The organism is Streptomyces sp. NPDC005706 (assembly GCF_040631045.1).
Classification (GTDB): Bacteria; Actinomycetota; Actinomycetes; order Streptomycetales; family Streptomycetaceae; genus Streptomyces.
The window spans coordinates 274,600-297,609 of record NZ_JBEXYS010000004.1 but is presented as its reverse complement, the minus strand read 5'-3'; the positions used below and the strand labels follow the sequence as shown (position 1 = coordinate 297,609).

At 71.4% G+C, this 23,010-nt stretch carries 22 protein-coding genes; 18 read left to right on the top strand and 4 right to left on the bottom strand.

Annotation, left to right across the window (positions count from 1 at the left end; translation table 11 throughout):
* Position 1 precedes the first annotated feature (1 nt).
* The 10 genes from ABZ478_RS10445 (at position 2) to tatC (ending at position 8,527) form a co-directional block, all read left to right on the top strand.
* Positions 2-1,261, top strand: a complete 1,260-nt coding sequence (locus ABZ478_RS10445) for an MFS transporter (protein WP_359547190.1) — start codon at positions 2-4, stop codon at positions 1,259-1,261.
* Between the two features lie 9 nt (positions 1,262-1,270).
* Positions 1,271-2,632 (top strand): Pup--protein ligase, encoded by a 1,362-nt coding sequence (gene pafA / locus ABZ478_RS10440; RefSeq protein ID WP_020938995.1) that lies wholly within the window; start codon positions 1,271-1,273, stop codon positions 2,630-2,632.
* A 144-nt stretch (positions 2,633-2,776) separates the two neighbouring features.
* The gene (locus ABZ478_RS10435) at positions 2,777-3,790 is read left to right on the top strand and encodes an FKBP-type peptidyl-prolyl cis-trans isomerase (protein WP_359547186.1); all 1,014 of its coding nucleotides are present in this window, start codon (positions 2,777-2,779) and stop codon (positions 3,788-3,790) included.
* A gap of 93 nt (positions 3,791-3,883) precedes the next feature.
* Positions 3,884-4,267, top strand: a complete 384-nt coding sequence (locus tag ABZ478_RS10430; RefSeq protein ID WP_358932052.1) for an FKBP-type peptidyl-prolyl cis-trans isomerase — start codon at positions 3,884-3,886, stop codon at positions 4,265-4,267.
* Between the two features lie 162 nt (positions 4,268-4,429).
* On the top strand, positions 4,430-5,407 hold the full coding sequence (locus ABZ478_RS10425) for a WYL domain-containing protein (RefSeq protein WP_359547183.1): 978 nt from the start codon (positions 4,430-4,432) through the stop codon (positions 5,405-5,407).
* A 16-nt stretch (positions 5,408-5,423) separates the two neighbouring features.
* Positions 5,424-6,467, top strand: a complete 1,044-nt coding sequence (locus tag ABZ478_RS10420) for a WYL domain-containing protein (protein WP_359547181.1) — start codon at positions 5,424-5,426, stop codon at positions 6,465-6,467.
* Between the two features lie 62 nt (positions 6,468-6,529).
* Positions 6,530-6,784, top strand: a complete 255-nt coding sequence (locus tag ABZ478_RS10415; RefSeq protein WP_359547522.1) for a hypothetical protein — start codon at positions 6,530-6,532, stop codon at positions 6,782-6,784.
* A 20-nt stretch (positions 6,785-6,804) separates the two neighbouring features.
* Positions 6,805-6,999 carry a hypothetical protein gene (locus ABZ478_RS10410; RefSeq protein WP_359547179.1) on the top strand — a complete coding sequence of 65 codons (195 nt, stop codon included), beginning with the start codon at positions 6,805-6,807 and terminating at the stop codon, positions 6,997-6,999.
* Between the two features lie 253 nt (positions 7,000-7,252).
* On the top strand, positions 7,253-7,531 hold the full coding sequence (gene tatA / locus ABZ478_RS10405) for a Sec-independent protein translocase subunit TatA (RefSeq protein WP_358932060.1): 279 nt from the start codon (positions 7,253-7,255) through the stop codon (positions 7,529-7,531).
* Positions 7,532-7,621: 90 nt separating this feature from the next.
* The gene (gene tatC / locus ABZ478_RS10400) at positions 7,622-8,527 is read left to right on the top strand and encodes a twin-arginine translocase subunit TatC (RefSeq protein ID WP_359547519.1); all 906 of its coding nucleotides are present in this window, start codon (positions 7,622-7,624) and stop codon (positions 8,525-8,527) included.
* An 80-nt stretch (positions 8,528-8,607) separates the two neighbouring features.
* Here the strand turns inward: tatC and ABZ478_RS10395 are convergent, their stop codons facing one another.
* Positions 8,608-8,883, bottom strand: a complete 276-nt coding sequence (locus tag ABZ478_RS10395; RefSeq protein WP_358932062.1) for a hypothetical protein — start codon at positions 8,881-8,883, stop codon at positions 8,608-8,610.
* Between the two features lie 184 nt (positions 8,884-9,067).
* Here ABZ478_RS10395 and ABZ478_RS10390 point away from each other — a divergent pair, with 184 nt between their 5' ends.
* From ABZ478_RS10390 to ABZ478_RS10365, 6 genes are all read left to right on the top strand, one after another.
* The gene (locus ABZ478_RS10390; protein WP_359547177.1) at positions 9,068-11,920 is read left to right on the top strand and encodes a DEAD/DEAH box helicase; all 2,853 of its coding nucleotides are present in this window, start codon (positions 9,068-9,070) and stop codon (positions 11,918-11,920) included.
* Positions 11,921-12,272: 352 nt separating this feature from the next.
* Positions 12,273-13,931: an ATP-binding protein gene (locus tag ABZ478_RS10385; RefSeq protein WP_359547175.1), complete on the top strand. Its 1,659-nt coding sequence runs from the start codon at positions 12,273-12,275 to the stop codon at positions 13,929-13,931.
* The gene (locus ABZ478_RS10380; RefSeq protein ID WP_359547173.1) at positions 13,928-14,332 is read left to right on the top strand and encodes a roadblock/LC7 domain-containing protein; all 405 of its coding nucleotides are present in this window, start codon (positions 13,928-13,930) and stop codon (positions 14,330-14,332) included. Before ABZ478_RS10385 ends, ABZ478_RS10380 begins: the two co-directional genes overlap by 4 nt.
* The gene (locus tag ABZ478_RS10375) at positions 14,329-14,754 is read left to right on the top strand and encodes a DUF742 domain-containing protein (protein WP_359547170.1); all 426 of its coding nucleotides are present in this window, start codon (positions 14,329-14,331) and stop codon (positions 14,752-14,754) included. The genes ABZ478_RS10380 and ABZ478_RS10375 overlap by 4 nt, the downstream gene beginning before the upstream one ends.
* Entirely contained in the window at positions 14,735-15,355 is a 621-nt protein-coding gene (locus ABZ478_RS10370) for an ATP/GTP-binding protein (RefSeq protein WP_358932072.1), read from the top strand. Before ABZ478_RS10375 ends, ABZ478_RS10370 begins: the two co-directional genes overlap by 20 nt.
* A gap of 41 nt (positions 15,356-15,396) precedes the next feature.
* Positions 15,397-16,893 carry a cytochrome P450 gene (locus ABZ478_RS10365; RefSeq protein ID WP_359547168.1) on the top strand — a complete coding sequence of 499 codons (1,497 nt, stop codon included), beginning with the start codon at positions 15,397-15,399 and terminating at the stop codon, positions 16,891-16,893.
* A 32-nt stretch (positions 16,894-16,925) separates the two neighbouring features.
* On the opposite strand, the gene ABZ478_RS10360 is transcribed toward ABZ478_RS10365, so the two are convergent.
* The 3 genes from ABZ478_RS10360 to ABZ478_RS10350 all read right to left on the bottom strand — a co-directional run bounded on the left by ABZ478_RS10360 (position 16,926) and on the right by ABZ478_RS10350 (position 19,788).
* A complete protein-coding gene (locus tag ABZ478_RS10360) occupies positions 16,926-17,879 on the bottom strand; it encodes an RluA family pseudouridine synthase (RefSeq protein ID WP_359547166.1) in 954 nt (317 codons plus the stop codon).
* Between the two features lie 97 nt (positions 17,880-17,976).
* A complete protein-coding gene (locus ABZ478_RS10355) occupies positions 17,977-18,825 on the bottom strand; it encodes a siderophore-interacting protein (protein ID WP_359547164.1) in 849 nt (282 codons plus the stop codon).
* Positions 18,826-18,867: 42 nt separating this feature from the next.
* Positions 18,868-19,788 (bottom strand): 5'-3' exonuclease, encoded by a 921-nt coding sequence (locus ABZ478_RS10350; protein ID WP_359547162.1) that lies wholly within the window; start codon positions 19,786-19,788, stop codon positions 18,868-18,870.
* Positions 19,789-19,911: 123 nt separating this feature from the next.
* Here ABZ478_RS10350 and ABZ478_RS10345 point away from each other — a divergent pair, with 123 nt between their 5' ends.
* Positions 19,912-20,991 (top strand): glycine betaine/L-proline ABC transporter ATP-binding protein, encoded by a 1,080-nt coding sequence (locus ABZ478_RS10345; RefSeq protein ID WP_359547161.1) that lies wholly within the window; start codon positions 19,912-19,914, stop codon positions 20,989-20,991.
* Entirely contained in the window at positions 20,984-22,795 is a 1,812-nt protein-coding gene (locus ABZ478_RS10340; protein WP_359547159.1) for an ABC transporter permease/substrate binding protein, read from the top strand. Before ABZ478_RS10345 ends, ABZ478_RS10340 begins: the two co-directional genes overlap by 8 nt.
* Positions 22,796-23,010: the final 215 nt, after the last annotated feature.

The window sequence follows — 23,010 nt, the reverse complement described above, 5'->3', positions numbered from 1 at the left end:
CATGGCCGCGGGGTACCTGGAGATCCTCAGGGCGAGACACGCGGCCCGGCTGCTGACCGGCACCCTGGTGGGCCGGCTGCCCAACGCGACCGCCGCGATCGCGCTGGTGCTGTTCGTCCGCGCCGACGGCGGCACGTACGGCCTGGCGGGCGCCCTCGCGGCCGTGTACGGCGTCGCCAACGCGGTCGGCCAGCCCGTGCTGGGCCGCCTGGTGGACCTGTACGGCCAGCCGCGCGTCCAGCTGCCCGCGGCCGTCCTGTCGGCGCTGGCGATGGCCGTCTTCGCGTTCGCCGGAACCGGCCCGCTGCCCCTCGCCTGCGCCGCCGTGGCCGCCGCCGGGCTGTTCACCCCGCCGCTGGAGGGCGGTCTGCGGGCCCTGTGGCCCTCGGTGCTGCGCCGCGAGGAGCAGGTGCACACCGCGTACGCCATGGACGCCGTCGCCCAGGAAGTCATGTTCACCGTGGGCCCGTTGCTGGTGACGCTGTGCGTGTCGCTGTGGTCGGAGCGGGCGGCGCTGCTGGTGCTGAACGCCGTCGGTGTCCTCGGCGCGCTCTCGGTGGTCCTCTCCCCGCCCTCGCGCGCGTGGCGCTCGGCGCCGCGCGAGGCACACTGGCTGGGGGCCCTGCGCTCGCCCGGCCTGCTCGTGCTGCTCGGCGCCTTCCTGTTCGTCGGCATCGCGCTCGGCTCCATCACCGTGGCCTCGGTGCCGTACGCCGACGAGCACGGCGGCGACGCGGTCTACGGCTGGCTGATGGCCGCTCTCGGCCTCGGGGCGCTCATCGGCGGCACCGTGTACGGCGCGCGGGCCTGGAGCGGCACGCCCGAGCGGCGACTGCGGGTTCTGGTGGCCCTTCTGGCGGTCTGTTACCTGCCACTGATGCTGATGCCGGGCGCCGTCGCCATGGTGCTGCTCAGCCTGGTCTCCGGGGTGTTCCTCGCCCCCTGCATCGCCTGCGCGTTCATCATCGTCGACCGGCACGCGCCGGGCGGCACCGTCACCGAGGCGTTCTCCTGGCTCGTGACGACGTTCACCGTGGGCGCCTCGGTGGGAACGGGCCTGGCGGGCCCGGTGGTCCAGGCCGGTGGCCCGCTGTGGGGGTACGCCGTCCCCGGCGCCGCGGGAGCCGTGTCCCTGCTGGTCCTGCTCGCCACCGGGCGGGTCCTCGCAGCTCCCGAGCGGAGCGGGGTTGTTGCGGCTTCATCGGAAAATGATCCAAATCGTGCTGCCGAACCCCGTTTCAGCTCGGGGGATCGGGCGTAATGTTCAGTCATGGACCGCCGCATTTTCGGGCTGGAGAACGAGTACGGCGTCACGTGCACGTTCAGGGGACAGCGCCGCCTGTCTCCTGACGAGGTGGCGCGGTACCTCTTCCGCCGTGTCGTGTCATGGGGCCGCAGCAGCAATGTCTTTCTGCGAAACGGCGCCCGGCTCTATCTGGACGTGGGGTCACATCCGGAATACGCCACACCCGAATGTGACAACGTGACCGAATTGGTCACCCACGACAAGGCCGGCGAGCGCATTCTCGAAGGACTCCTGGTGGACGCGGAACGACGCCTGCACGAGGAGGGAATCGCGGGCGACGTCTACCTCTTCAAGAACAACACCGACTCGGCGGGCAACTCCTACGGCTGCCACGAGAACTATCTGGTGGCGCGGCACGGGGAGTTCTCCCGGCTCGCGGACATCCTCATCCCCTTCCTGGTGACCAGGCAGCTGCTGTGCGGTGCGGGCAAGGTCCTGCAGACCCCGCGCGGCGCGGTGTACTGCGTCAGCCAGCGCGCCGAACACATCTGGGAGGGCGTCTCCTCGGCGACGACCCGCTCCAGGCCCATCATCAACACCCGCGACGAACCGCACGCGGACGCCGAGCGCTACCGCCGGCTGCACGTCATCGTCGGCGACTCGAACATGTCCGAGACGACCATGCTGCTCAAGGTCGGCGCGACCGACCTGGTGCTGCGCATGATCGAGGCGGGTACCGTGATGCGCGACCTCACCCTGGAGAACCCGATCCGGGCCATCCGCGAGGTCAGCCACGACATCACCGGCCGGCGCAAGGTGCGCCTGGCCAGCGGCCGGGAGGCCTCCGCGCTGGAGGTGCAGCGCGAGTACTTCGACAAGGCTGTCGACTTCTGCGACCGCCGCGGCATCCGCACCGGCACCGTCGCGCAGGTCCTGGAGCTGTGGGGCCGCACCCTCGACGCCATCGAGACCGAGGAACTGGACCGCATCGGCACCGAGATCGACTGGGTCATGAAGTACAAGCTCATCGAGCGGTACCGGGCCAAGCACAACATGACCATGTCGCACCCGCGGGTCGCCCAGATAGACCTCGCCTACCACGACATCCACCGTCGCCGGGGTCTTTACTACCTGCTGGAGAAGAAGGGCCAAGCCACCCGGATCTGCAACGACTTGAAGATCTTCGAGGGCAAGTCGGTCCCCCCGCAGACCACTCGGGCCCGGCTGCGCGGCGACTTCATCCGGCGGGCACAGGAACAGCGCCGCGACTTCACGGTCGACTGGGTGCACCTCAAGCTCAACGACCAGGCACAGCGCACCGTGTTGTGCAAGGACCCGTTCCGTTCGGTGGACGACCGCGTGGAGAAGCTCATCGCCGGAATGTGACACCCGCACGCGAGTCGAGCGTCACCGGTCCGAGATGCCGGAACGCCACACGGGCGCCGTACGTTTTCCGTACGGCGCCCGCCTCGCGTCGTAGAGTTGCGCGCACGCCAATCCGTAAGATCGACCGATTACGAGGCCCTTCCCGTGCGCCGACGCTCACTCATCCTCGCCGCCGTACCCGCAGGACTGGTCACGCTCGCCGGCTGCGGCGACGACAAGCCCGAGTCCAGCAAGGCGGACGCGTCACCGACACCGTCGGGCTCGGCGTCCTCGGTACCCCCGCCCAAGATCGTGGACGGGCCGCTGCCGGCCATCACGGCGGGCACGAAGTTCGGTGAGAAGCCGACCGTCGCCAAGGGGCCGGGCGACCCGTCGAAGGATCTCGCGGTCAAGACGGTCATCGCGGGCAGCGGCCGCACGGTCGCGGAGAACGACTTCGTCGAGGCGAACTACCTGGGCCAGATCTGGAGCACCGCGAAGGTCTTCGACAACTCCTACGACCGTCACCGCCCGCTGGTCATGCAGCTCGCCCAGGGCAGCCTCATCGACGGCTGGCGGTACGCCCTGCAGGGCAAGAAGACGGGCAGCCGCGTGCTCATCGCGGTCCCGCCCACCTGGGGCTACGGCAAGTCGGGCAACGCGCAGGCGGGCATCAAGGGCACCGACACCCTGGTCTTCGTCATCGACCTGATCGACTCCTTCAACTCCAAGAGCTCCTCCCACGGCAAGCCGGTCCCGCAGGACGACGCCGCGCTGCCGACGGTCGGCACCAACACCGACGGCAAGGCGCCCGAGATCAAGCCGGCCAAGCAGAGCACCCCGCCCAAGGAGCTGGCCTCCGCCTACGTCCTGGAGGGCGACGGCCCCGAGGTCCAGGCGAACCAGGCGGTGCTGTGCCAGTTCAAGGGCGTGGTCTGGGGCAGCGACAAGGCGTTCCAGCAGACGTACGACTCCGGACGGCTCAGCCAGTTCTCGCTGGAGCAGATGCAGCAGGTCGTCAAGGGGCTGTCGCAGGGACTGACCGGCAAGAAGGTGGGCAGCCGGGTCCTGATCGTCGTACCGCCGGACCTGGGCTACGGCGACACCCCGCCGAGCGGCAGCGGCATCAAGAAGGGCGCCACGCTGGTGTTCTCGGTGGACATCCTCGCCGCGATGTGACCGGGCCCCGCCGTGGCGCCGTAGCGGGCGGGAGACCAGCGGGGATGACAGACTGTCCGTGTTTCGTGTCGTACACAAGCAGGAGCTTTTGACGTGAGCATCGAGAAGCCCGAGATCGACTTCCCGGGCGGCGAGCCGCCGGCGGACCTCGAGATCAAGGAGATCTGGGAAGGGGACGGCGAGACCGCCGAAGCGGGCGACATCGTCAAGGTCCACTACGTGGGCGTCGCCTTCTCCTCCGGCGAGGAGTTCGACGCCTCCTGGAACCGCGGCACCCCGCTGGACTTCCAGCTCGGCGTCGGCCAGGTCATCCAGGGCTGGGACAAGGGCGTCCAGGGCATGAAGGTCGGCGGCCGCCGCCAGCTGACCATCCCCGCGCACCTCGCGTACGGCGACCGCGGCGCCGGTGGCGGCCGTATCGCCCCGGGCGAGACGCTGATCTTCGTCTGCGACCTCGTGGGCGTTGCCAAGCGCTGACCGGACCTGGTCGAAGGAGGGCCCGTGCTGTCCGCACGGGCCCTCCTCGCGTGACCACCGCTGATCAGGACGGCTCCGCTTCCCCGCTCCGGCTTTTGCCCCGACACCCCGGGGCGGTACGGTCATCGGTCGGAAGCACCATAGGGAAGGCGAAGGGCGTCGATGGCCATTGCCAAGGCCGAGCGGCTGATGAACCTCGCGCTGTGCCTGCTCGGCACACGCCGGCCGCTCAGCAAGCGCGAGCTGCGCGACTCCATCGAGGCGTACGTCGAGGCCTCCAGGCCGGAGCGCGGCGCGGTGGGCAGCGACGACTCCTTCAACCGCATGTTCGAGCGGGACAAGGACGACCTGCGCGAGCTGGGTCTGGTCATCGAGACCGTGGAGAACCTCGACGGCGAGGTCGGCTACCTCGCCCGCCGTGACAGCAACCGACTGCCCCCCATCACCCTGGACGCCGAGGAGGCCGCCGCCCTGGGCCTGGCAGCCAAGGTCTGGCAGCAGGCCCGGCTGGCCGGCGCGGCCAGCGGCGCCCTGCAGAAGCTGCGCGCCGCCGGGCTCCCCGAGGACGTCGACCCCTACGAGACGCACGGCGCCCTGGAGCCGCGCATCCCGGTGCACGAGGCAGCCTTCGAACCGCTGATGCTGGCCTGCCGCGACCGCCGCCCCGTCGTCTTCGACTACCGCAAGGCCTCCGCCGCCCACCCCGAGCCCCGGCACGTCGAGCCCTGGGCGCTGGAGTGCTGGCGCGGCCACTGGTATCTGGCCGGCTTCGACCGGGATCGGGGCGCCGAGCGCGTCTTCCGGCTCTCCCGGATCACCGGCCGGGTGCGCTCGCGCGGCACCGGTTTCACCGCGCCCGTGCCCGACGTGGTCACCGTGCGCGAGACCGTCGCGAGCTGGGCCGGCGAGATCGCCGACCGCTCGGCGCTGATCCGGCTGCGCTCCGGCTCCGGTTACCCCCTTCGGGCGAAGGCCACCGCGGTCCGGGAACTCGGCGACGGCTGGGACGAGTTGGAAATTCCGTACGGGCACGGACTGGACGCCTGGCTGGTGGAGTTCGGGCCGGACGCGGTGGTCGTGGAGCCGGCCGAGCTGCGCGCGGACGTGGTGGACCGGCTGCGTGCCGTGGCCAAGGGCTGAGGGGGAGAGCACAACCATGGCAGGCAAACCGGTCAGGCCCGTGAACGCCATCGACCAGACCCGGCGGATGCTCTCCCTGGTCACCTATCTCAGGGAGCGCCCCGGCGCCCGGATCGCGGACGTGGCGCGCGCCTTCGGCATCACCGAGGACGAGCTGGTCTCCGACCTCGATCTGCTGCCCATGTGCGGCACCAGCTTCCGCGGCGGCGATCTGCTCGACATCGACACCGACGGCGAGCGCATCTGGTGGCACAACCCGGCAGCGCTCGGCGAGGAGGCGGCCGAGCCGCTCCGGCTCGCCGCCGACGAGGCCACGGCCCTGCTGGTGGCCGCCCGCGCGGTGTCCACCCTGCCGGGCCTCAGGGAGGGCGACCGCCAGGCGCTGCTGCGGGCGACGGCCAAGGTGGAGACGGCGGCCGGTGAGGCGGCCGGCGCCAGCGCCCGGCTCTCGGTGACCTTCGAGTCCGAGGGCGGGGTCTTCGCCGACGTGGACCGCGCGATCTCCGAGCGCCGCCGGCTGTGGATCCGCTACTACTCACCCGCGCGTGACGAGATCACCGAGCGGGAGATCGACCCCATCCGCCTGGTCAGCGTCGGCCACACCTACGTGGAGGCCTGGTGCCGCCGCTCCGAGGCGCGCCGCACCTTCCGGCTGGACCGGGTCGCCGAGATCAGGATCCTGGACGAGCCGTCCGCGCCGCCCGAGATGGAGCTGCGGGACCTGTCCGAGGCCCTGGTGCAGCCGGCCGCCGAGGACCCGGAAGTGGTCGTCGAGGTCGGCCCCGGCGGCCGCTGGGTGGCCGAGTACTACCCGCACGACAGCGCCGATGAGCTTCCCGACGGCGGGCTGCGTATCACTCTGCGCACCCCCGATCCGGCCTCGCTGCGACGGCTGGCCCTGCGCCTCGGCCGCGACGGCCGGATCGTCTCGCCGCCCGAGCTGGCCGACAGCGCCCGCCGGGCGGCCCGCGAGGCACTGGCGGCGTACGACACGGACGCCCCGCCGGTGCGCGGTGGTGCCGACGACCGGCGTGACGACAGGCAGGAGCGAGAGCGTTGAGCGAGTCTGCGGTGTCCGGTGCGGGCCAGGCCACGAGGGACGCGAGGGAGGCGGGCGGCCCGATGACGGTGGCGTCCGCCTTCGCCGGGATGAGAAGAGCGGTGCTGTTCCGGGCCGGCTGCCCGGACTGCCGGGGCCGTTTCGAACTCGCCGCGGGCGCCCTGCGCCTGGCCATAGGTGCCACGAGCCGGACGACGTTCTACTCCTTCACCTGCCCCGACTGCGGTGCCTCGGTGCGCAAGCCCGCCGGGGAGCGGATCGTCGAGCTGCTCACCGGCGGAGGCGTCCGCACCCTGCGGCTGCACTCCACGGTGTAGGACCGTCTAAGGTCGACGTCATGTTCTGGCCGATGTTCGCGGTAGCCGTGGGTTTCCTGACACTCGCCGTGCTGGGGGTGCTCGCCGTGTGGGTCTTCCTCGAGGCACGGCGCCTGGGGCGGCAGGTCGGCGACTCCGCCCGCCGCATCAACCGGGCCGCCGAGGACCTGGAGCGGGCGGCGGTGAGCGCGGCCCGCGCCGTGGACACGCTGTGAGCGGCACGACCCCGAGAGTCTGGTAAGGGAAGCGGTTTGGGGCACTTCGCCCTGTCATGCTGGGTGGCGGGGCAGGTACGCTGCTGATCGCGGTGCGAAGAACGAGGCGCGTGCCGCGGACCGGGAGTACGCACGGGGATTGCCTCACGTTCACCCCTGAGCGTTACGATCGCTGGCAGCACGATCGCTCGGACACGTGTCCGACTGGTCGGACAGCACCCACCCAGTCGCCTCGGTGAGAAGGTAAAGACTTATGTTCGGAAGGCTCGGAGCCCCCGAGATCATTCTCATCCTCGTCGTCATCGTCCTGCTGTTCGGCGCGAAGAAGCTTCCGGACATGGCGCGCTCGCTCGGCAAGTCCGCGCGCATCCTCAAGAGCGAGGCCAAGGCGATGAAGGACGAGGGCAACACCTCCGCCCCGGCGCCCGGCTCCAACGAGCAGCCTCCCTCCCAGCGCACCATCCAGGCGGCCCCCGGCGACGTGACCAGCTCCCGCCCGGTCAACGAGCCGTCGGACACCACCAAGCGCTGACGCAGGGCCGGACGTTCGGCCTGCCGCACGAGATGAGGACGTGGGTTGCTCAAGTCTGCCCGCAAGAGAGAGAAGGACCCCGAGGGGCGGATGCCCCTCGTGGAGCACCTGCGTGAGCTGCGCAACCGGCTCGCGAAGGGCATGCTGGCGATCACGGTGGTCTCCGTGGTGTTCGCCTTCTACAGCCAGGACCTGATGTCCTTCCTCATGCATCCGGTCCCGCGTTGCACCAAGGGACTGGGCGAGTCCACCGGCGGCAGCTGCGCCGTCATCGCCTACACCGACCTGCTGTCGCCCTTCACCACCACGGTCAAGGTCTGCTTCATGGCCGGCATGGTCGTCTCGAGCCCCGTCTGGCTGTACCAGCTCTGGGCCTTCGTCGCGCCGGGCCTGCACAAGCACGAGCGGAAGTACACGTACTGGTTCGTCTCGGCGGCGGTGCCCCTGTTCCTGGGCGGTGCCTGGCTCGCCTACACGATCCTCCCGATCAGCATGCGGGTGCTGCTGGGGATCACGCCCGACGGCTCGGCGAACATCCTGCCGATGGACAAGATCCTCGACTTCATCGTCCGGATGATCCTCGTCTTCGGCGGAGCCTTCGAACTGCCTCTGCTGCTCGTGATGCTGAACTTCGCGGGCATGGTGAGCGGGCGCAGGATGGCCGGCTGGTGGCGCGGCATGGTGGTGGGTGTCTTCGTGTTCGGCGCGGTGGCCACCCCGACCACGGACCCGTTCGGCATGATCGCCCTCTCCGGCCCCATCGTGCTGCTGTACTTCCTGGCCGTCGGCGTCGCCCTGCTGAACGACCGGCGGCGCGGCCGTGCCAACCCCGACGCCGGGCTGGCGGACGACGAGGCCTCCGTGCTGGACCTGACGCCGGAGGCGGTCGGCGAGGTCGAGCGCGTGTCGGCCGCACGGACCCTGCCGGAGCAGACCCGCGGCGGAGCCGACGGCGACCCGTCCCTGCGGCACAACGGCTACGACGACGTGACGTGAGCGACCGCGCGGGACCAGGCGGACACGAGTGAGGGGCCGGACGGCATGCGTCCGGCCCCTCGGCTGTGCGCCTCAGCGCCTCAGCACTCCTTGATCCCCTGGATCGAGCCCGTGGCCTCGTAGTGCTTGGTCTTCCCGGGCTTGATGGTGAAGCAGTCGCTGTCCGGCCACCAGCGCTCGGCCACCTTGTAGTGCTTGGTCGTCGAGCATCCGTTGTGGATGTCGACGGCGTTGTCGTTGGGGTGGTAGGTCGCCGTCACACAGTTGGCGGCCTCGGCGGTGGAGGCCAGCGCGATCGGGAACACGGTGGCGCTGAACGCCACCGCACCGGCCACCGCTATGGAGCGGATCTTCAAGGTTCTCCTCCTGGTCAGAGAGGTTGGTCAACCCCGTGGCAATCGATCTTGATTGCCTGGACGATCTTAGGACAGGGGGCCGCGCCCGCTCCGGCGCCCGTGACGACCGTGACGGAGTTCACGTCGGCCGCCACGACGGGACGCGGGGACCGGCACGTCCCGCCCGGGCGGGGTGATCCGGATAATGATCGTCCTGTTGTCAGTGCGGCCCGGTACGCTCGAAAGCACGATGACAGAGGACCTCTCACCGGCCGAGCGGTACGCGGCCGCCCGTCAGCGGGCAGCCGAGCAGGCCACCGCGCTCGCGTCCTTCCGCGAGATGTACGACTTCGGCCTCGACCCCTTCCAGATCGAGGCCTGTCAGGCGCTCGAGGCGGGGAAGGGCGTGCTGGTGGCCGCCCCCACCGGCTCGGGCAAGACGATCGTGGGCGAGTTCGCCGTCCACCTCGCCCTGCTGCAGGGCAAGAAGTGCTTCTACACCACCCCCATCAAGGCGCTCTCCAACCAGAAGTACGCCGACCTGTGCCGCCGCTACGGCGCGGCCAAGGTCGGCCTGCTCACCGGCGACAACAGCGTGAACTCCGACGCCCCGGTGGTCGTGATGACCACCGAGGTGCTGCGGAACATGCTGTACGCCGGCTCGCAGACCCTCCTCGGCCTCGGCCACGTGGTCATGGACGAGGTGCACTACCTCTCCGACCGCTTCCGCGGCGCCGTCTGGGAGGAAGTGATCATCCACCTGCCCGAGTCGGTGACCCTGGTGTCGCTGTCGGCGACCGTTTCCAACGCCGAGGAGTTCGGCGACTGGCTGGACACCGTCCGCGGCGACACCGAGGTGATCGTCTCCGAGCACCGGCCCGTGCCGCTGTTCCAGCACGTGCTCGCCGGGCGCCGGATGTACGACCTGTTCGAGGAGGGCGAGGGCCACAGGAAGGCCGTCAACCCCGACCTCGCCCGGCTCGCCCGCATGGAGGCGAGCCGGCCCTCGTACCAGGACCGGCGGCGCGGGCGCGCGATGCGCGAGGCCGACCGGGAGCGGGAACGCAGACAGCGCTCCCGGGTGTGGACGCCGGGCCGGCCCGAGGTCATCGAGCGGCTGGACGCCGAGGGCCTGCTGCCCGCCATCACCTTCATCTTCAGCCGGGCCGCCTGCGAGGCCGCCGTCCAGCAGTGCCTGTACGCGGGCCTCAGGCTCAACGACGACGAGGCCCGGGAACGGGTGCGGGCCCTCGTCGAGGAGCGCACCGCCGCCATTCCGCCGGAGGACCTGCACGTCCTCGGGTACTACGAGTGGCTGGAGGGCCTGGAGCGCGGTATCGCCGCCCACCACGCGGGCATGCTGCCGACCTTCAAGGAGGTAGTGGAGGAGCTGTTCGTACGCGGTCTCGTCAAGGCCGTGTTCGCGACCGAGACGCTCGCGCTCGGCATCAACATGCCCGCCCGTTCGGTGGTGCTGGAGAAGCTCGTCAAGTGGAACGGCGAGCAGCACGCCGACATCACCCCCGGCGAGTACACGCAGCTCACCGGCCGGGCCGGCCGCCGGGGCATCGACGTGGAGGGCCACGCGGTCGTGCTGTGGCAGCGCGGCATGAGCCCCGAGCACCTGGCGGGTCTGGCCGGCACGCGCACGTACCCGCTGCGCTCCAGCTTCAAGCCGTCGTACAACATGGCGGTCAACCTCGTCGAGCAGTTCGGCCGGCACCGCTCCCGCGAGCTGCTGGAGACCTCCTTCGCGCAGTTCCAGGCCGACAAGTCGGTCGTCGGGATCTCCCGGCAGGTGCAGCGCAACGAGGAGGGCCTGGACGGCTACAAGGCCTCCATGACCTGCCACCTGGGCGACTTCGAGGAGTACGCGCGACTGCGCCGCGAGCTGAAGGACCGGGAGACCGAACTGGCCCGGCAGGGCGCCAGCCAGCGGCGCGCCGAGGCCGCCGTCGCCCTGGAGAGGCTCAAGCCGGGTGACGTCATCCACGTGCCCACCGGCAAGTACGCGGGCCTCGCCCTGGTGCTGGACCCGGGCCTGCCCGCCGGGCGTTCCAACGGCCACCGCGACTTCGACCACCACGACGGTCCGCGCCCGCTGGTGCTGACGGCCGAACGACAGGTCAAGCGGCTGGCGTCGATGGACTTCCCGGTGCCCGTCGAGGCGCTGGACCGGATGCGGATCCCGAAGTCCTTCAACCCGCGTTCCCCGCAGTCCCGCCGGGACCTCGCCTCGGCACTGCGCACCAAGGCCGGGCACATCCCGCCGGAGCGGGCCCGCAAGAAGCGTTCGCAGGCCGCCGACGACCGGGAGATCGCCCGGCTGCGCACGGCGATCCGGGCGCACCCCTGCCACGGCTGCGACGACCGCGAGGACCACGCCCGCTGGGCCGAGCGCTACCACCGCCTGCTGCGCGACACCTCGCAGCTCGAGCGCCGGATCGAGGGCCGTACGAACACCATCGCGCGGACCTTCGACCGGATCGTGGCGCTGCTCACCGAGCTGGACTACCTGCGCGGCGACGAGGTCACCGAGCACGGCAGGCGGCTCGCCAGGCTCTACGGCGAACTGGACCTGCTGGCCAGCGAATGCCTGCGCGAGGGCGTCTGGGAGGACCTCGCCCCGGCCGAACTCGCCGCCTGCGTCTCGGCGCTGGTGTACGAGGCCCGGATGAGCGACGACGCGACGGCGCCCAAGCTGCCCTCGGGCAAGGCGAAGGCCGCCCTCGGCGAGATGGTCCGGATCTGGGGCCGGCTCGACGCCGTCGAGGAGGAGTTCCGGATCAATCAGACCGAGGGCGTCGGCCAGCGCGAGCCGGATCTCGGCTTCGCCTGGGCCGCGTACATGTGGGCCTCCGGCAAGGGCCTCGACGAGGTGCTGCGCGAGGCGGAGATGCCGGCGGGCGACTTCGTGCGCTGGTGCAAGCAGGTGATCGACGTGCTCGGGCAGATCTCCGCCGCCGCCCCCGTCGGGAACTCGACCGTGGCGAAGACCGCGCGCAAGGCCGTGGACCAGTTGCTGCGCGGCGTGGTGGCCTACTCGTCGGTGGGCTGAGCCCGCTCGCGCGGACGCGACCGGCCCCCGGCCGGTCGCGTCCGGCGCCGACCCTCCCCGTTCACCCGCCCCGGTGAACGGGTTTCGCATACCCGCACGCCGTCACGGATGGTGTTCGAACAAATGCGCAGCGTGTAAATGGAGTCGAGCGTACTCCTGTTGCACGGGTGAATTCAGGTGCTTGCCGAATATGACACGGCGATGATCCGGTCGGACTAAGCTCGCCCGCGACGCACCGAGTTGAGCCAATTCGTGCGCCTGTTCCCAAATCTCCCGAAGATCCCGGTAGTTCCGTGACTCTTCCCCGCGCAAGCTCCCCCGACACCCAGCCGACTCGTCTCAGAAGGCATCCATGGTGAGTGTTCGAAAGCCTCCCGGTGGCCCTGAACTTCCCTTCGCGCGCGTGCTGTTGCCGCCGGCCATAGTGATGGCAGGGGCGACCGGGGCCGCCGCCTCCCTGGTCCCGGCCGCCGCCCGGATCGCCGTCGTCGGGTGCGGGACCGTGGCCCTGCTGCTGATCCTCGCCCTGACCGCGGAGATCGTCCGCCGCGACCGCGGGCTCCGCGGGACCCGGGCCGAACACGCCCGTCACACCGCGTACCTGGAGCACCGCCTCGCCACCCACGACGCGGAGATCGTCCGGCTCGGCACCCAGGTCCTGCCCACCGCCCTGCTCCACCTGCGCGCCGGAGAACCGCTCCGGGAGGTGATGCGCAAGGTCGTCGACAGCGACCCCGAACTGCGTCACCTGCCCGACTCGCAGCGCACGCTGCTGCACACGGCACTGCGCGGCGCCGACCACGAGATCTCGATGCGCGACGCCACCGAGCGCTCCTTCGTCAGCATCGCCCGCCGCGTCCAGGCCATCGTCCACCAGCAGGCCTACGAACTGCGCGAGATGGAGGAGGACCACGGCCGCAACCCCGAGGTCTTCGACGACCTGCTGCGCATCGACCACGGCACCGCGCTGATCGGCCGCCTCGCCGACTCCATCTCCGTGCTCGGCGGTGGCCGCCCCGGCCGCCAGTGGCCGCTGCCCGTGTCGCTGTACAGCGTCCTGCGCGGCGCGATGTCCCGGATCCTGGAGTACCGGCGCATCGACCTGAACTCCATCGTCAACATCAACATCAAGGGCACCTCGGTGGAGCCCATCATCCACGCCGCCGCCGAACTGCTCGACAACGCCACCCGCTACTCGCCGCCGTCGACCAAGGTGCACGTCACCGCCGTCGAGGTGCAGACCGGCCTCGCCATCGAGATCGAGGACGCCGGCGTCAGCCTCAGCGAGGAGTCCCGGGCCCGCATCGAGAAGGCGATCACCGACGCCATGGCGGCCGACGACGCCCACAACCTGGGCGAGAGCCCGCGCCTCGGCCTCGCCGTCGTCGGCCGGCTCTGCAAGGCGTTCGACATGCAGGTCTCGCTGCGCGCCTCCGCCTACGGCGGCGTCCGCGCGATCCTCGTCGTGCCGCGCGTGATGACCACCACCGAGCCCGGCGTCGGCGCCGCCCACGGCATCGGTGCCACCGCGGTGCCCATGCCCGAACTCGGCGCCGTGGAGGGCCCCAAGCGCCCGCCCAAGAAGCGCCGCCCCACCAGCCCCCGCATCCCGGCCGGGATCTCCATGGAGGACGACGTCCCCGAGGTCACCGAGTGGACGGCGGGCGGCCTGCCGCAGCGCCGCAGCCGGGTGAAGACCCCGCTCAGCCGGCGGATCGCCGAACAGGCCGCCATCGAGCGCGCCGAACGCGAGGGCAGGCCCACCGTCTGGTCCCAGCCGGCGCCCGAACCGGAACCCGGGCCCGAGATCGACCCCGAGCTCCAGAAGCTTAAGGACCGGCCGCCGGGCATGTGGGTCGACGCCTTCTGGGACGGCCTGAAGAAGGGCATGCCCGAGGGCGCCACCGCGGCCGAGCTGACCGACTTCACCCGGAACCCGACCGCTTACCTGCACCTGATCGACGATTCGGCAGGCCCCACCGAGGCCGACGACGAGGGGAACCTCAAGTGATCCAGCAGCGCGGCAACATCGACTGGATGCTCAAGCAGCTCAACGACGGCGTCCCGGGCATCCAGATGATCGTGGTCCTCTCCGCCGACGGGCTGCGCATCGCCCGCCACGGCGGCGACCCCGACACCGCCGACCGGGTGGCCGCCGCCTGCGCGGGAATGCAGAGTCTGGCCGGTGCCATCACCCAGGAGATCAAGGGCAGCGGTGACATGAAGCTCGTCGTCATCGAGATCGACGGCGGCTACTTCTACCTCATGAACGCCGGCGCCAACGCCTTCCTCGCGGTGCTCGCCGACGTGACCTGCGAACCGGGCCGGATGAGCGGCATGATGCGCGACCTCGTCGTCCGGATCGGCGCCCATCTGACGAGCCCGCCCCGGCGGAACGGGCAGACCGTATGACTCCTCCGCGACGCAAACGCCGTCGGCCACCGCAGCTCCCGTCACCCCCGCCGCCACCCCCGCCGTCCGCGAAAGCGGCGGACGGCCCCGAGCGGCCCGGCAACCCCGAGCGGCTGTACACCATCGCTGGCCCCGCCGACGGCGCCCGGGCCGAACTCGACCTGGTGACGCTGATCGTGGCGCACTCGGCGCCGACACCCTCCGCCTCCCCCGAGCAGGCGGCGGTGCTCCGGCTCTGCACCGCGCCGCTGTCCGTGGCCGAACTCTCGGCCTACCTCAACCTGCCGTTCAGCGCGACGACCGTCCTGCTCACCGAGCTGATCACGGCCGAACTGGTGCAGGCGCGCGCCCCGATCGTCCGCCAGGCGCTCCCCGACCGTTCACTCCTCGAAGCGGTGATGCATGGACTTCAACGGCTCTGACACCATCCCCGGCCCACGCACCGAGGACCACCTGCCGCAGACGGCCCAGGCCGCGGTGAAGATCGTGATCGTGGGCGGGTTCGGCGTCGGCAAGACCACCATGGTCGGCTCGGTCAGCGACATCAGGCCGCTGACCACCGAGGAGACCATGACCCAGGCCGGCATCGGGGTCGACGACGACTACGGCTCCGACACCAAGACGGCCACCACCGTGGCGATGGACTTCGGCCGCATCGGCATCACCGACAAGCTGGTGCTGTACCTGTTCGGCACCCCCGGCCAGGAACGCTTCTGGTTCCTGTGGAACGGCCTGTTCGAAGGCGCGCTCGGCGCGGTCGTCCTGGTCGACACCCGGCGCCTGGAAGTGAGCTTCGACGTCATGGGACGGCTCGAGGAACGCGGCGTGCCCTTCGTCGTCGCCGTCAACACCTTCCCCGACGCGCCCCGTTACCCGATCGAGGAACTGCGCACCGCGCTGGACCTGGCCCCGGAGATCCCGATCATCGACTGCGACGTGCGCCGCCGGGCCTCCAGCAAGGACGTGCTGATGACCCTGATGCGCTTCCTGCACTCCCTGGCCCTGTCCGGCGCCCTGCGCTGACCCGTGTCCGACCCCCACTCCATCCGTTCCGGAGCTGCACCGTGACGTCTGAACCCCAGTCCCTGACCGGCCTCGAACCCACCCCCGGCCCGCCGCCCGGCTGCCCGGCGCACGGCCTCGGCCCCGGCGAGGCGCACCGGATCCACGGCCCCGACGCCGAGGACCTGGGCGGCCTCTACGAGCACCTGCGGGAGCTGCACGGCCCCGTGGCGCCCGTACTGCTCCACGACGACGTACCGATGTGGGTGGTCCTCGGCCACGCCGAGAACCTGCAGATGGTGCGCAGCCCCTCCCAGTACACCCGCGACAGCCGCATCTGGGCCCCGCTGCTCCAGGACCGGGTCAAGCCCGACCACCCGCTCATGCCGCACATCGCCTGGCAGCCCATCTGCTCGCACGCCGAGGGCGACGAGCACCAGCGGCTGCGCGCGGCGGTCACCGGCGCCATGGCCCCCATCGACCACCGCGGCCTGCGCCGCCACATCGGCCGCTCCACCCAGACCCTGGTCAACGACTTCTGCGAGCGCGGCCGGGCCGACCTGGTCTCCCAGTTCGCCGAGCACCTGCCGATGGCCGTGATGTGCGAGATCCTCGGCATGCCCGAGGAGTACGGCGACCGGTTGGTGCAGGCCGCCCGCGACGCGCTCAAGGGTACCGAGACCGCCATCCAGAGCCACACCTACGTCATGGAGGCGCTCGGCCGGCTCACCGCCCGCCGCCGGGCCCGCCCCGAGGACGACTTCACCAGCCACCTCATCACCCACCCGGCGGGGCTCACCGACGACGAGGTCCGCGAGCACCTGCGGCTCGTCCTGTTCGCGGCCTACGAGGCCACCGTCAACCTGCTCGCCAACGCGCTGCGCATGGTGCTGACCGAGCCGGGCTTCCGCGCCCGGCTCAACGGCGGCCAGATGACGGTGCCGGAGGCCATCGAGCAGTCGCTGTGGGACGAGCCGCCGTTCAGCACCGTCCTCGGCTACTTCGCCAAGCAGGACACGGAGCTGGGCGGGCGGCGCATCCGCCGGGGCGACGGACTGCTCTTCGCGCCCGCCCCGGGCAACGTCGACCCCCGGGTGCGCCCCGACCTCTCCGCCGGCATGCAGGGCAACCGGTCCCACCTGGCGTTCGGCGGCGGCCCGCACGAGTGTCCCGGCCAGGACATCGGCCGGGCCATCGCCGACGTCGGTGTGGACGCGCTGCTGATGCGGCTGCCCGACGTCCAGCTCGACTGCGCCGAGGAGGACCTGCGCTGGCGCTCGTCGATCGCGTCCCGGCACCTCGTGTCGCTGCCGGTGCGCTTCGAGCCCAAGGCCCAGCAGGACGCGAGCCTGCCGCCCGGCCCGTCGACCGTCCCGCCGCAGCGCTCCGCCCCGCCGGCCGTCACCGCGCACGTCGAACCGGCCCCCGCCGCCGGACCCCGGCCGCCGGTTCCCGCCCCGGTCACCGCTCACGTTCCCGTCACCGTCCCCGCGGCGCCGGCACCGCCCCGCCGCGAGAACGTGTGGGAGCGGCTGCTGCGCTGGTGGCGCGGGGAGTGAGCGGCGGGCCCCGCGAGGCGTGAGCGGGACGGCTACGGCTCCTGCCCGGCCCACCCGGCCGGGCAGGACCAGGCCCGCAGGGTCCGCCCGCTGACGAAGGCGTGCCGCGCCCCGGTGACCGGGTCGGTGAACTCCAGCCTCCGGGCCAGCAGTTGCAGCGGGCGCCGGAAATCACCGGGCGGTACGGGGCCGGTCACCTCCGGGTACAGCGGGTCGCCGAGGATGGGCACGCCCAGCGCGTTCAGATGCACCCGGAGCTGATGGGTCTGCCCGGTCTCCGGCAGCAGCCGGTACCGGCCCAGCCCGTCCCGGTGCCCGGCCAGCTCCACCCGGGTCACCGCGTTCGGCTCGCCCTCGACCTCCCGCGCGGCCTGCACCCCGCGCTCCTTCACGATCCGGCTGCGCACGGTACGGGGCAGGGCGAGCGCCGGATCGTACGGCGCCACGGCCTCGTACTCCTTGCGCACCCGCCGGTCCCGGAACATCGTCTGGTAGGCGCCGCGCTCCTCGGGCCGCACCGTGAACAGCACCAGGCCGGCGGTGAGCCGGTCCAGCCGGTGCGCGGCGGTCAGCGCCGGAACACCCAGCTCGTCACGGAGCCGGGCCAGCGCGGTCTGGGTGACGTGCGAACCGCGCGGGGTCGTCGCGAGGAAGTGCGGTTTGTCGGCCACGACGATGTGCTCGTCGCGGTGCACGACCTCCAGCGGGAAGGGCACCGGCACCTCGGCGGGCGGCTCCCGGTGGAACCACACGAACATCCCCGGCCGGTAGGGCGCCTCCGGGGCGACCGGCCGCCCGTCGGCGCCGACGAAGAGCCCCGCGTCGAACATGGCCTCGACGGTGCCGGGCCCGGCGCCGGTCAGCCGTGCCACGAGATGTTCCCGCACGGTCGCCCACGCCCCGCCGTGCGGCAGCCGCACCCGCACCGGGTCGACACCGTGGCGCTGGGGGAGCGGGGCGGGCGGGGGCGGGGTACGGCGTCTCACGACGTCAAGGGTACGAGCGGGCCGGCAAGCCCGGTCACCTCCGGCCGTGTGCCGGGGAGTTGAGGGCCGGGGGCCGGTCGCCGTGAGGGGGCCGGGGTCAGGCGGCCGCCGCGTCGCCGCTCTCCTGCTCGGCCTCGATGCGGGCGTTCCACTCCCGCTTGGCGGCCTGCCAGCCGTCCTCGTTGTGGCCGAGGCGCCAGTAGCCGGAGATCGACAGGTCCTCGCGCGGGATCTGCAGCTCGACCCGGAGCATCCGGCGCAGCTCCTTCACGAACGCCGCCTCGCCGTGCACGAAGGCGTGCGGCCGGCCCGCGGGGAACTCCAGCGCCCGTACGGCCTCGACCAGGGCCTGGCCCACCGGCCGGTTCCCGCGGTGCAGCCAGACGACCTCCACATCGGAGTCGATCTTCTGCTCCTCCTCGGGGCCCGCCACCTCCACGAAGGCGTGCGCCCGGGCGCCGGCCGGCAGCGTCTCCAGGGCGCGGGCGATCGCGGGCAGCGCGCTCTCGTCACCGGCGAGCAGGTGCCAGTCGGCACTCCGGTCGGGGGCGTAGGCGCCGCCGGGGCCGTTGAAGCGCAGGGTGTCACCGGGGCGCGCCCGCGTGGCCCAGGGCCCGGCCAGCCCCTCGTCTCCGTGGATCACGAAGTCCAGCGTCAGCTCCCGGTGCTCGGGATCCCAGGCGCGCACGGTGTACGTCCGGGTCACCGGCCACTGCTCACGCGGGAACTCCGCCCGGACGCGCTCCAGGTCGAAGGGCTCGGGGTAGGTGACGCCTTCGGGGCCGAACAGCAGCTTCACATAGTGGTCGGTGCAGGTGTCCGCGGCGAACCCGGCGAGACCCTCGCCACCGAGCACCACGCGCTGCATGTGCGGGGTCAGCCGCTCGGTCCGCACCACCTGGGCGGTATAGGGCTTGCGCGGCTTTCGTCCCGGACGCTCTGCCATCACGGCCTCCTGCTGCATTGGTTAGGTTTACCTAAGTTAGCATCACGTGCCGAGCGTCGTCAGCAGCCGCCCCAGGGAGCCGCCCAGTCCCCAGCGCGCCGCCAGTGCCTCCAGGCCCGCCGGATCGCGCGGGGCGCCGGGCAGGGTGGTGTCGACGTCCGGCAGCGGGACGTCACCGGCCACCCGCACCACCTTCGGCGCGACGGCGAGGTACGGCCGGGCCTCGGTCAGCCGCTTGCGCTGCGACGGCGTGAGCCTCGCCCGCGGGTCGTCGGCCGCAGCCATGATCCCGGCCAGGTCGCCGAACTCGGCGAGCAGCTTGGCGGCCGTCTTCTCGCCGATCCCGGGCACGCCCGGCAGGCCGTCGCTCGGGTCGCCGCGCAGCAGCGCCAGATCCGCGTACCCGCGCCCGTCGACCCCATACTTCTCGCGCAGCACCGCCTCGTCGGTCAGCTGCAGCGTGCCGACCCCCTTCAGCGGGTAGAGCACCCGGACGCCGCGCTCGTCGTCGACGAGCTGGTACAGGTCGCGGTCGCCGGTGACGATGTCCACGGAGCCGCCGGCCCGCGCGGTGAACGTGCCGATCACGTCGTCCGCCTCGTACCCCGCGACCCCGACCCGGGCGATGCCGATGGCGTCCAGCACCGCCTCGATGACCGGCACCTGCGGGGAGAGCGTGTCCGGCACCTCCTCCTCGTCGGGCGCGCCCTCGTGCTCCGCGGCGACGCGGTGCGCCTTGTACGTCGGAATCAGGTCCACCCGCCACTGCGGCCGCCAGTCGGCGTCCATGCAGGCCACCAGCCGCTGGGGCCGGTGGTCCTTCACCAGCCGGTCGATGAAGTCGAGCAGTCCGCGCACCGCGTTCACCGGGGTGCCGTCCGGCGCCTTCACGGAGTCCGGTACGCCGAAGTAGGCGCGGAAGTAGAGCGAGGCGGTGTCGAGGAGCATGAGTCGTCCGGTCACGCTCGCATCATGCCGTACGGCACTGACACGGCCTCGTTGTGACGTAAGACACTTAAAAGTTTGACCAATCAGGAACTGGGGAGGCGCGGCTTCTGTCATGTACGGCCGAGACGAGAGGCACGCGTGCAACCAAGGCTTGAGGCCGAGCACCTGTTCAAGGTGTTCGGCAGACGACCGGACCAGGCAGTGGAGAAACTGCGCGAGAGCACCGACCGGGAGGAGCTGCGCGCCGACGGCACCACCGCCGCCGTCGTCGACGCCTCCTTCCAGGTCGAGGCGGGCGAGATATTCGTCGTCATGGGTCTGTCGGGCTCCGGCAAGTCCACCCTGCTGCGGATGCTCAACGGCCTGCTCGAGCCGACCGCCGGCCGCGTCCGCTTCGACGGCCAGGACCTGACCGGGCTCAGCGACCGTGAACTGCGCGAACTGCGCTCGAAGAAGATCAGCATGGTCTTCCAGCACTTCGCGCTCTTCCCGCACCGCAGCGTCCGCGAGAACGCCGCCTACGGCCTGTCCGTGCAGGGCGTGCCCCGCGCCGAGCGCGAGCGCCGCGCCGACGAGGCGCTCGCCCTGTGCGGTCTGGCCGGCTGGGAGGACTCCTGGCCCGACGAGCTGTCCGGCGGCATGCAGCAGCGCGTCGGCCTCGCCCGCGCCCTGGCCACCGACGCGGACCTGCTGCTGATGGACGAGTCCTTCAGCGCCCTCGACCCGCTGATCCGCCGCGACATGCAGGACCAGCTGCTGGAACTGCAGAAGACCCTGAAGAAGACCATCGTCTTCATCACCCACGACCTCAACGAGGCCATGCGTCTCGGCGACCGCATCGCCGTCATGCGCGACGGCCGGATCGTCCAGACCGGCACCGCCGAGGACATCCTGCTGCGCCCGGCGGACGACTACGTCGCCTCCTTCATCAAGGACGTCGACCGCTCCCGGGTGCTGACCGCCGCCGCGGTGATGGACACCGACGTCCGCGGCGACGAGGCCGACTGCGGCTGCGAGACGGCCGCCCCCGGCACGCCCTTCACCGAGCTGTGCGCGATCAGCGCCCGGCTCAGCCACCCCGTCGCCGTCGTGGACGCCGGCCGCGGGCTCGTCGGCGTCGTGCCGCGGCAGCGTCTGGTCGGCCTCCTCGGCGACGAACAGGGCGACCCCACCGCCTGCGACAACGACAACGGCGGAAAGGTGATCGCCCGTGCCTAGGATCCCTCTCGGCGACTGGGTCGACTCCGGTGTCAACTGGCTCGTCGACCACCTGTCCTGGCTCTTCGACGCGATCCGCGCGGTCATGGAGGGCATGTACGACGGCATCGACGCCGTCCTCGCCGCGCCCGCCCCGCTGCTCATGGCCGGCATCCTCGGCGTGATCGCCTGGTGGCTGCGCGGTCTGCTCGGCGGCGTCCTCGCCTTCGCCGGGTTCGCGCTGATCGACTCGCTGGACCTGTGGGACCGGGCGATGTCGACGCTGGCCCTCGTCCTGGTGGCCACGGTGATCGCCCTGGTGATCTCCATCCCGCTGGGTATCTGGGCCGCCCGCTCCAAGGCGGTCAGCGCGGCCGTGCGGCCCGTCCTGGACCTGCTCCAGACGATGCCGTCGATGGTCCTGCTGATCCCCGCGATGCTCTTCTTCGGTCTCGGCACCGCCGCGGGTGTCGTCGCCACCCTGATCTTCGCGCTCGCCCCCGGCGTCCGCATGACCGAGCTGGGCATCCGGCAGGTCGACGCCGAACTGGTCGAGGCCGCGGAGGCGTTCGGCACCACGCCGCGCGACACCCTGTGGCGCGTGCAGATGCCGCTGGCCCTGCCGACCATCATGGCCGGCGTCAACCAGGTGATCATGCTGGGCCTGTCCATGGTCGTCATCGCCGGCATGGTCGGCACCGGCGGCCTCGGCGGCGCGGTCAACGAGGCCATCGGCCGGGTCGACATCGGCTACGGCTTCGAGGCGGGCGTCGGCATCGTCGTCCTCGCCATCTACCTGGACCGGGTCACCAGCTCCCTCGGCACCCAGCTCTCCCCGCTCGGCCGCAGGGCCGCCGCCAAGACCCGGACGACGACCTGGTCGTACCGTCCGCGCCCGGTGGTCGCCGTCGCCGGTGTGGTCGCCCTCGCGCTCGTCGCGGGTGGTCTGGGCGTCTTCGGCTCCTCCGGCACCTCCGAGGCCTCCGGCACCGACATCGGCCGGGGCAAGGAGATCAACATCGGCTACATCCCCTGGGACGAGGGCATCGCCTCCACGTTCCTGTGGAAGGAGCTCCTGGAGCAGCGCGGCTTCAAGGTGAACACCACCCAGTACGCGGCCGGCCCCCTCTACACCGGCCTCGCCACCGGCCAGCTCGACTTCGAGACCGACTCCTGGCTGCCCACCACGCACGCCGAGTACTGGAAGAAGTACGGCGACAAGCTGGACGACCTCGGCAAGTGGTACGGCCCCACCTCCCTCGAGCTGTCCGTCCCGTCCTACGTGAAGGACGTGAACTCCCTGGCGGACCTGAAGGACCACGCCTCCGAGTTCGGCGGCAAGATCGTCGGTATCGAGCCCAGCGCCGGCATGATGGGCATGCTCAAGGACAAGGTCCTCAAGAGTTACGGCCTGCAGGGCAAGTACGAGGTCATCGACGGCTCCACGCCCGCGATGCTCGCCGAGCTCAAGCGCGCCTACGCCAAGAAGGAGCCGGTCGTCGTCACCCTGTGGTCGCCGCACTGGGCGTACAGCGACTACGACCTGAAGAAGCTGAAGGACCCCGCGGGCGCCTGGGGCAAGGGCGACGGCGTGCACACCCTCGCCCGCAAGGGCTTCGCCGCCGACAACCCCGAGGTCGGGGCCTGGCTCAAGAACTTCTCGATGACCGAGAAGCAGCTCACCGGGCTGGAGGCGCAGATCCAGAAGTCCGGCAAGGGCAAGGAGCAGGACGCCGTCCGTACCTGGCTGAAGCAGCACCCGGGCATGGCCGACAAGTGGGCCCCGATCGACCGCAAGGGCCACGAGAGCCAGGCGGCCGGATGACCTGACCGTCCCGGCCGTCACCCGAGGGGTGGGTGCCGCGAACACGTCCTGCCGCGGACGTGCCCGCGGCACCCACCCCTCGCGGTTTTTCCGGGCCCCGGCACGCCGTCGTGGCTTTCCCGACGCTCCCCGGATCATCCACGGTAAGGATCCGGCCAACCACGGAGAGTCATGAACACCGCCCCCGCGGAACATCGGGGGCCGTCCGGGCCTTG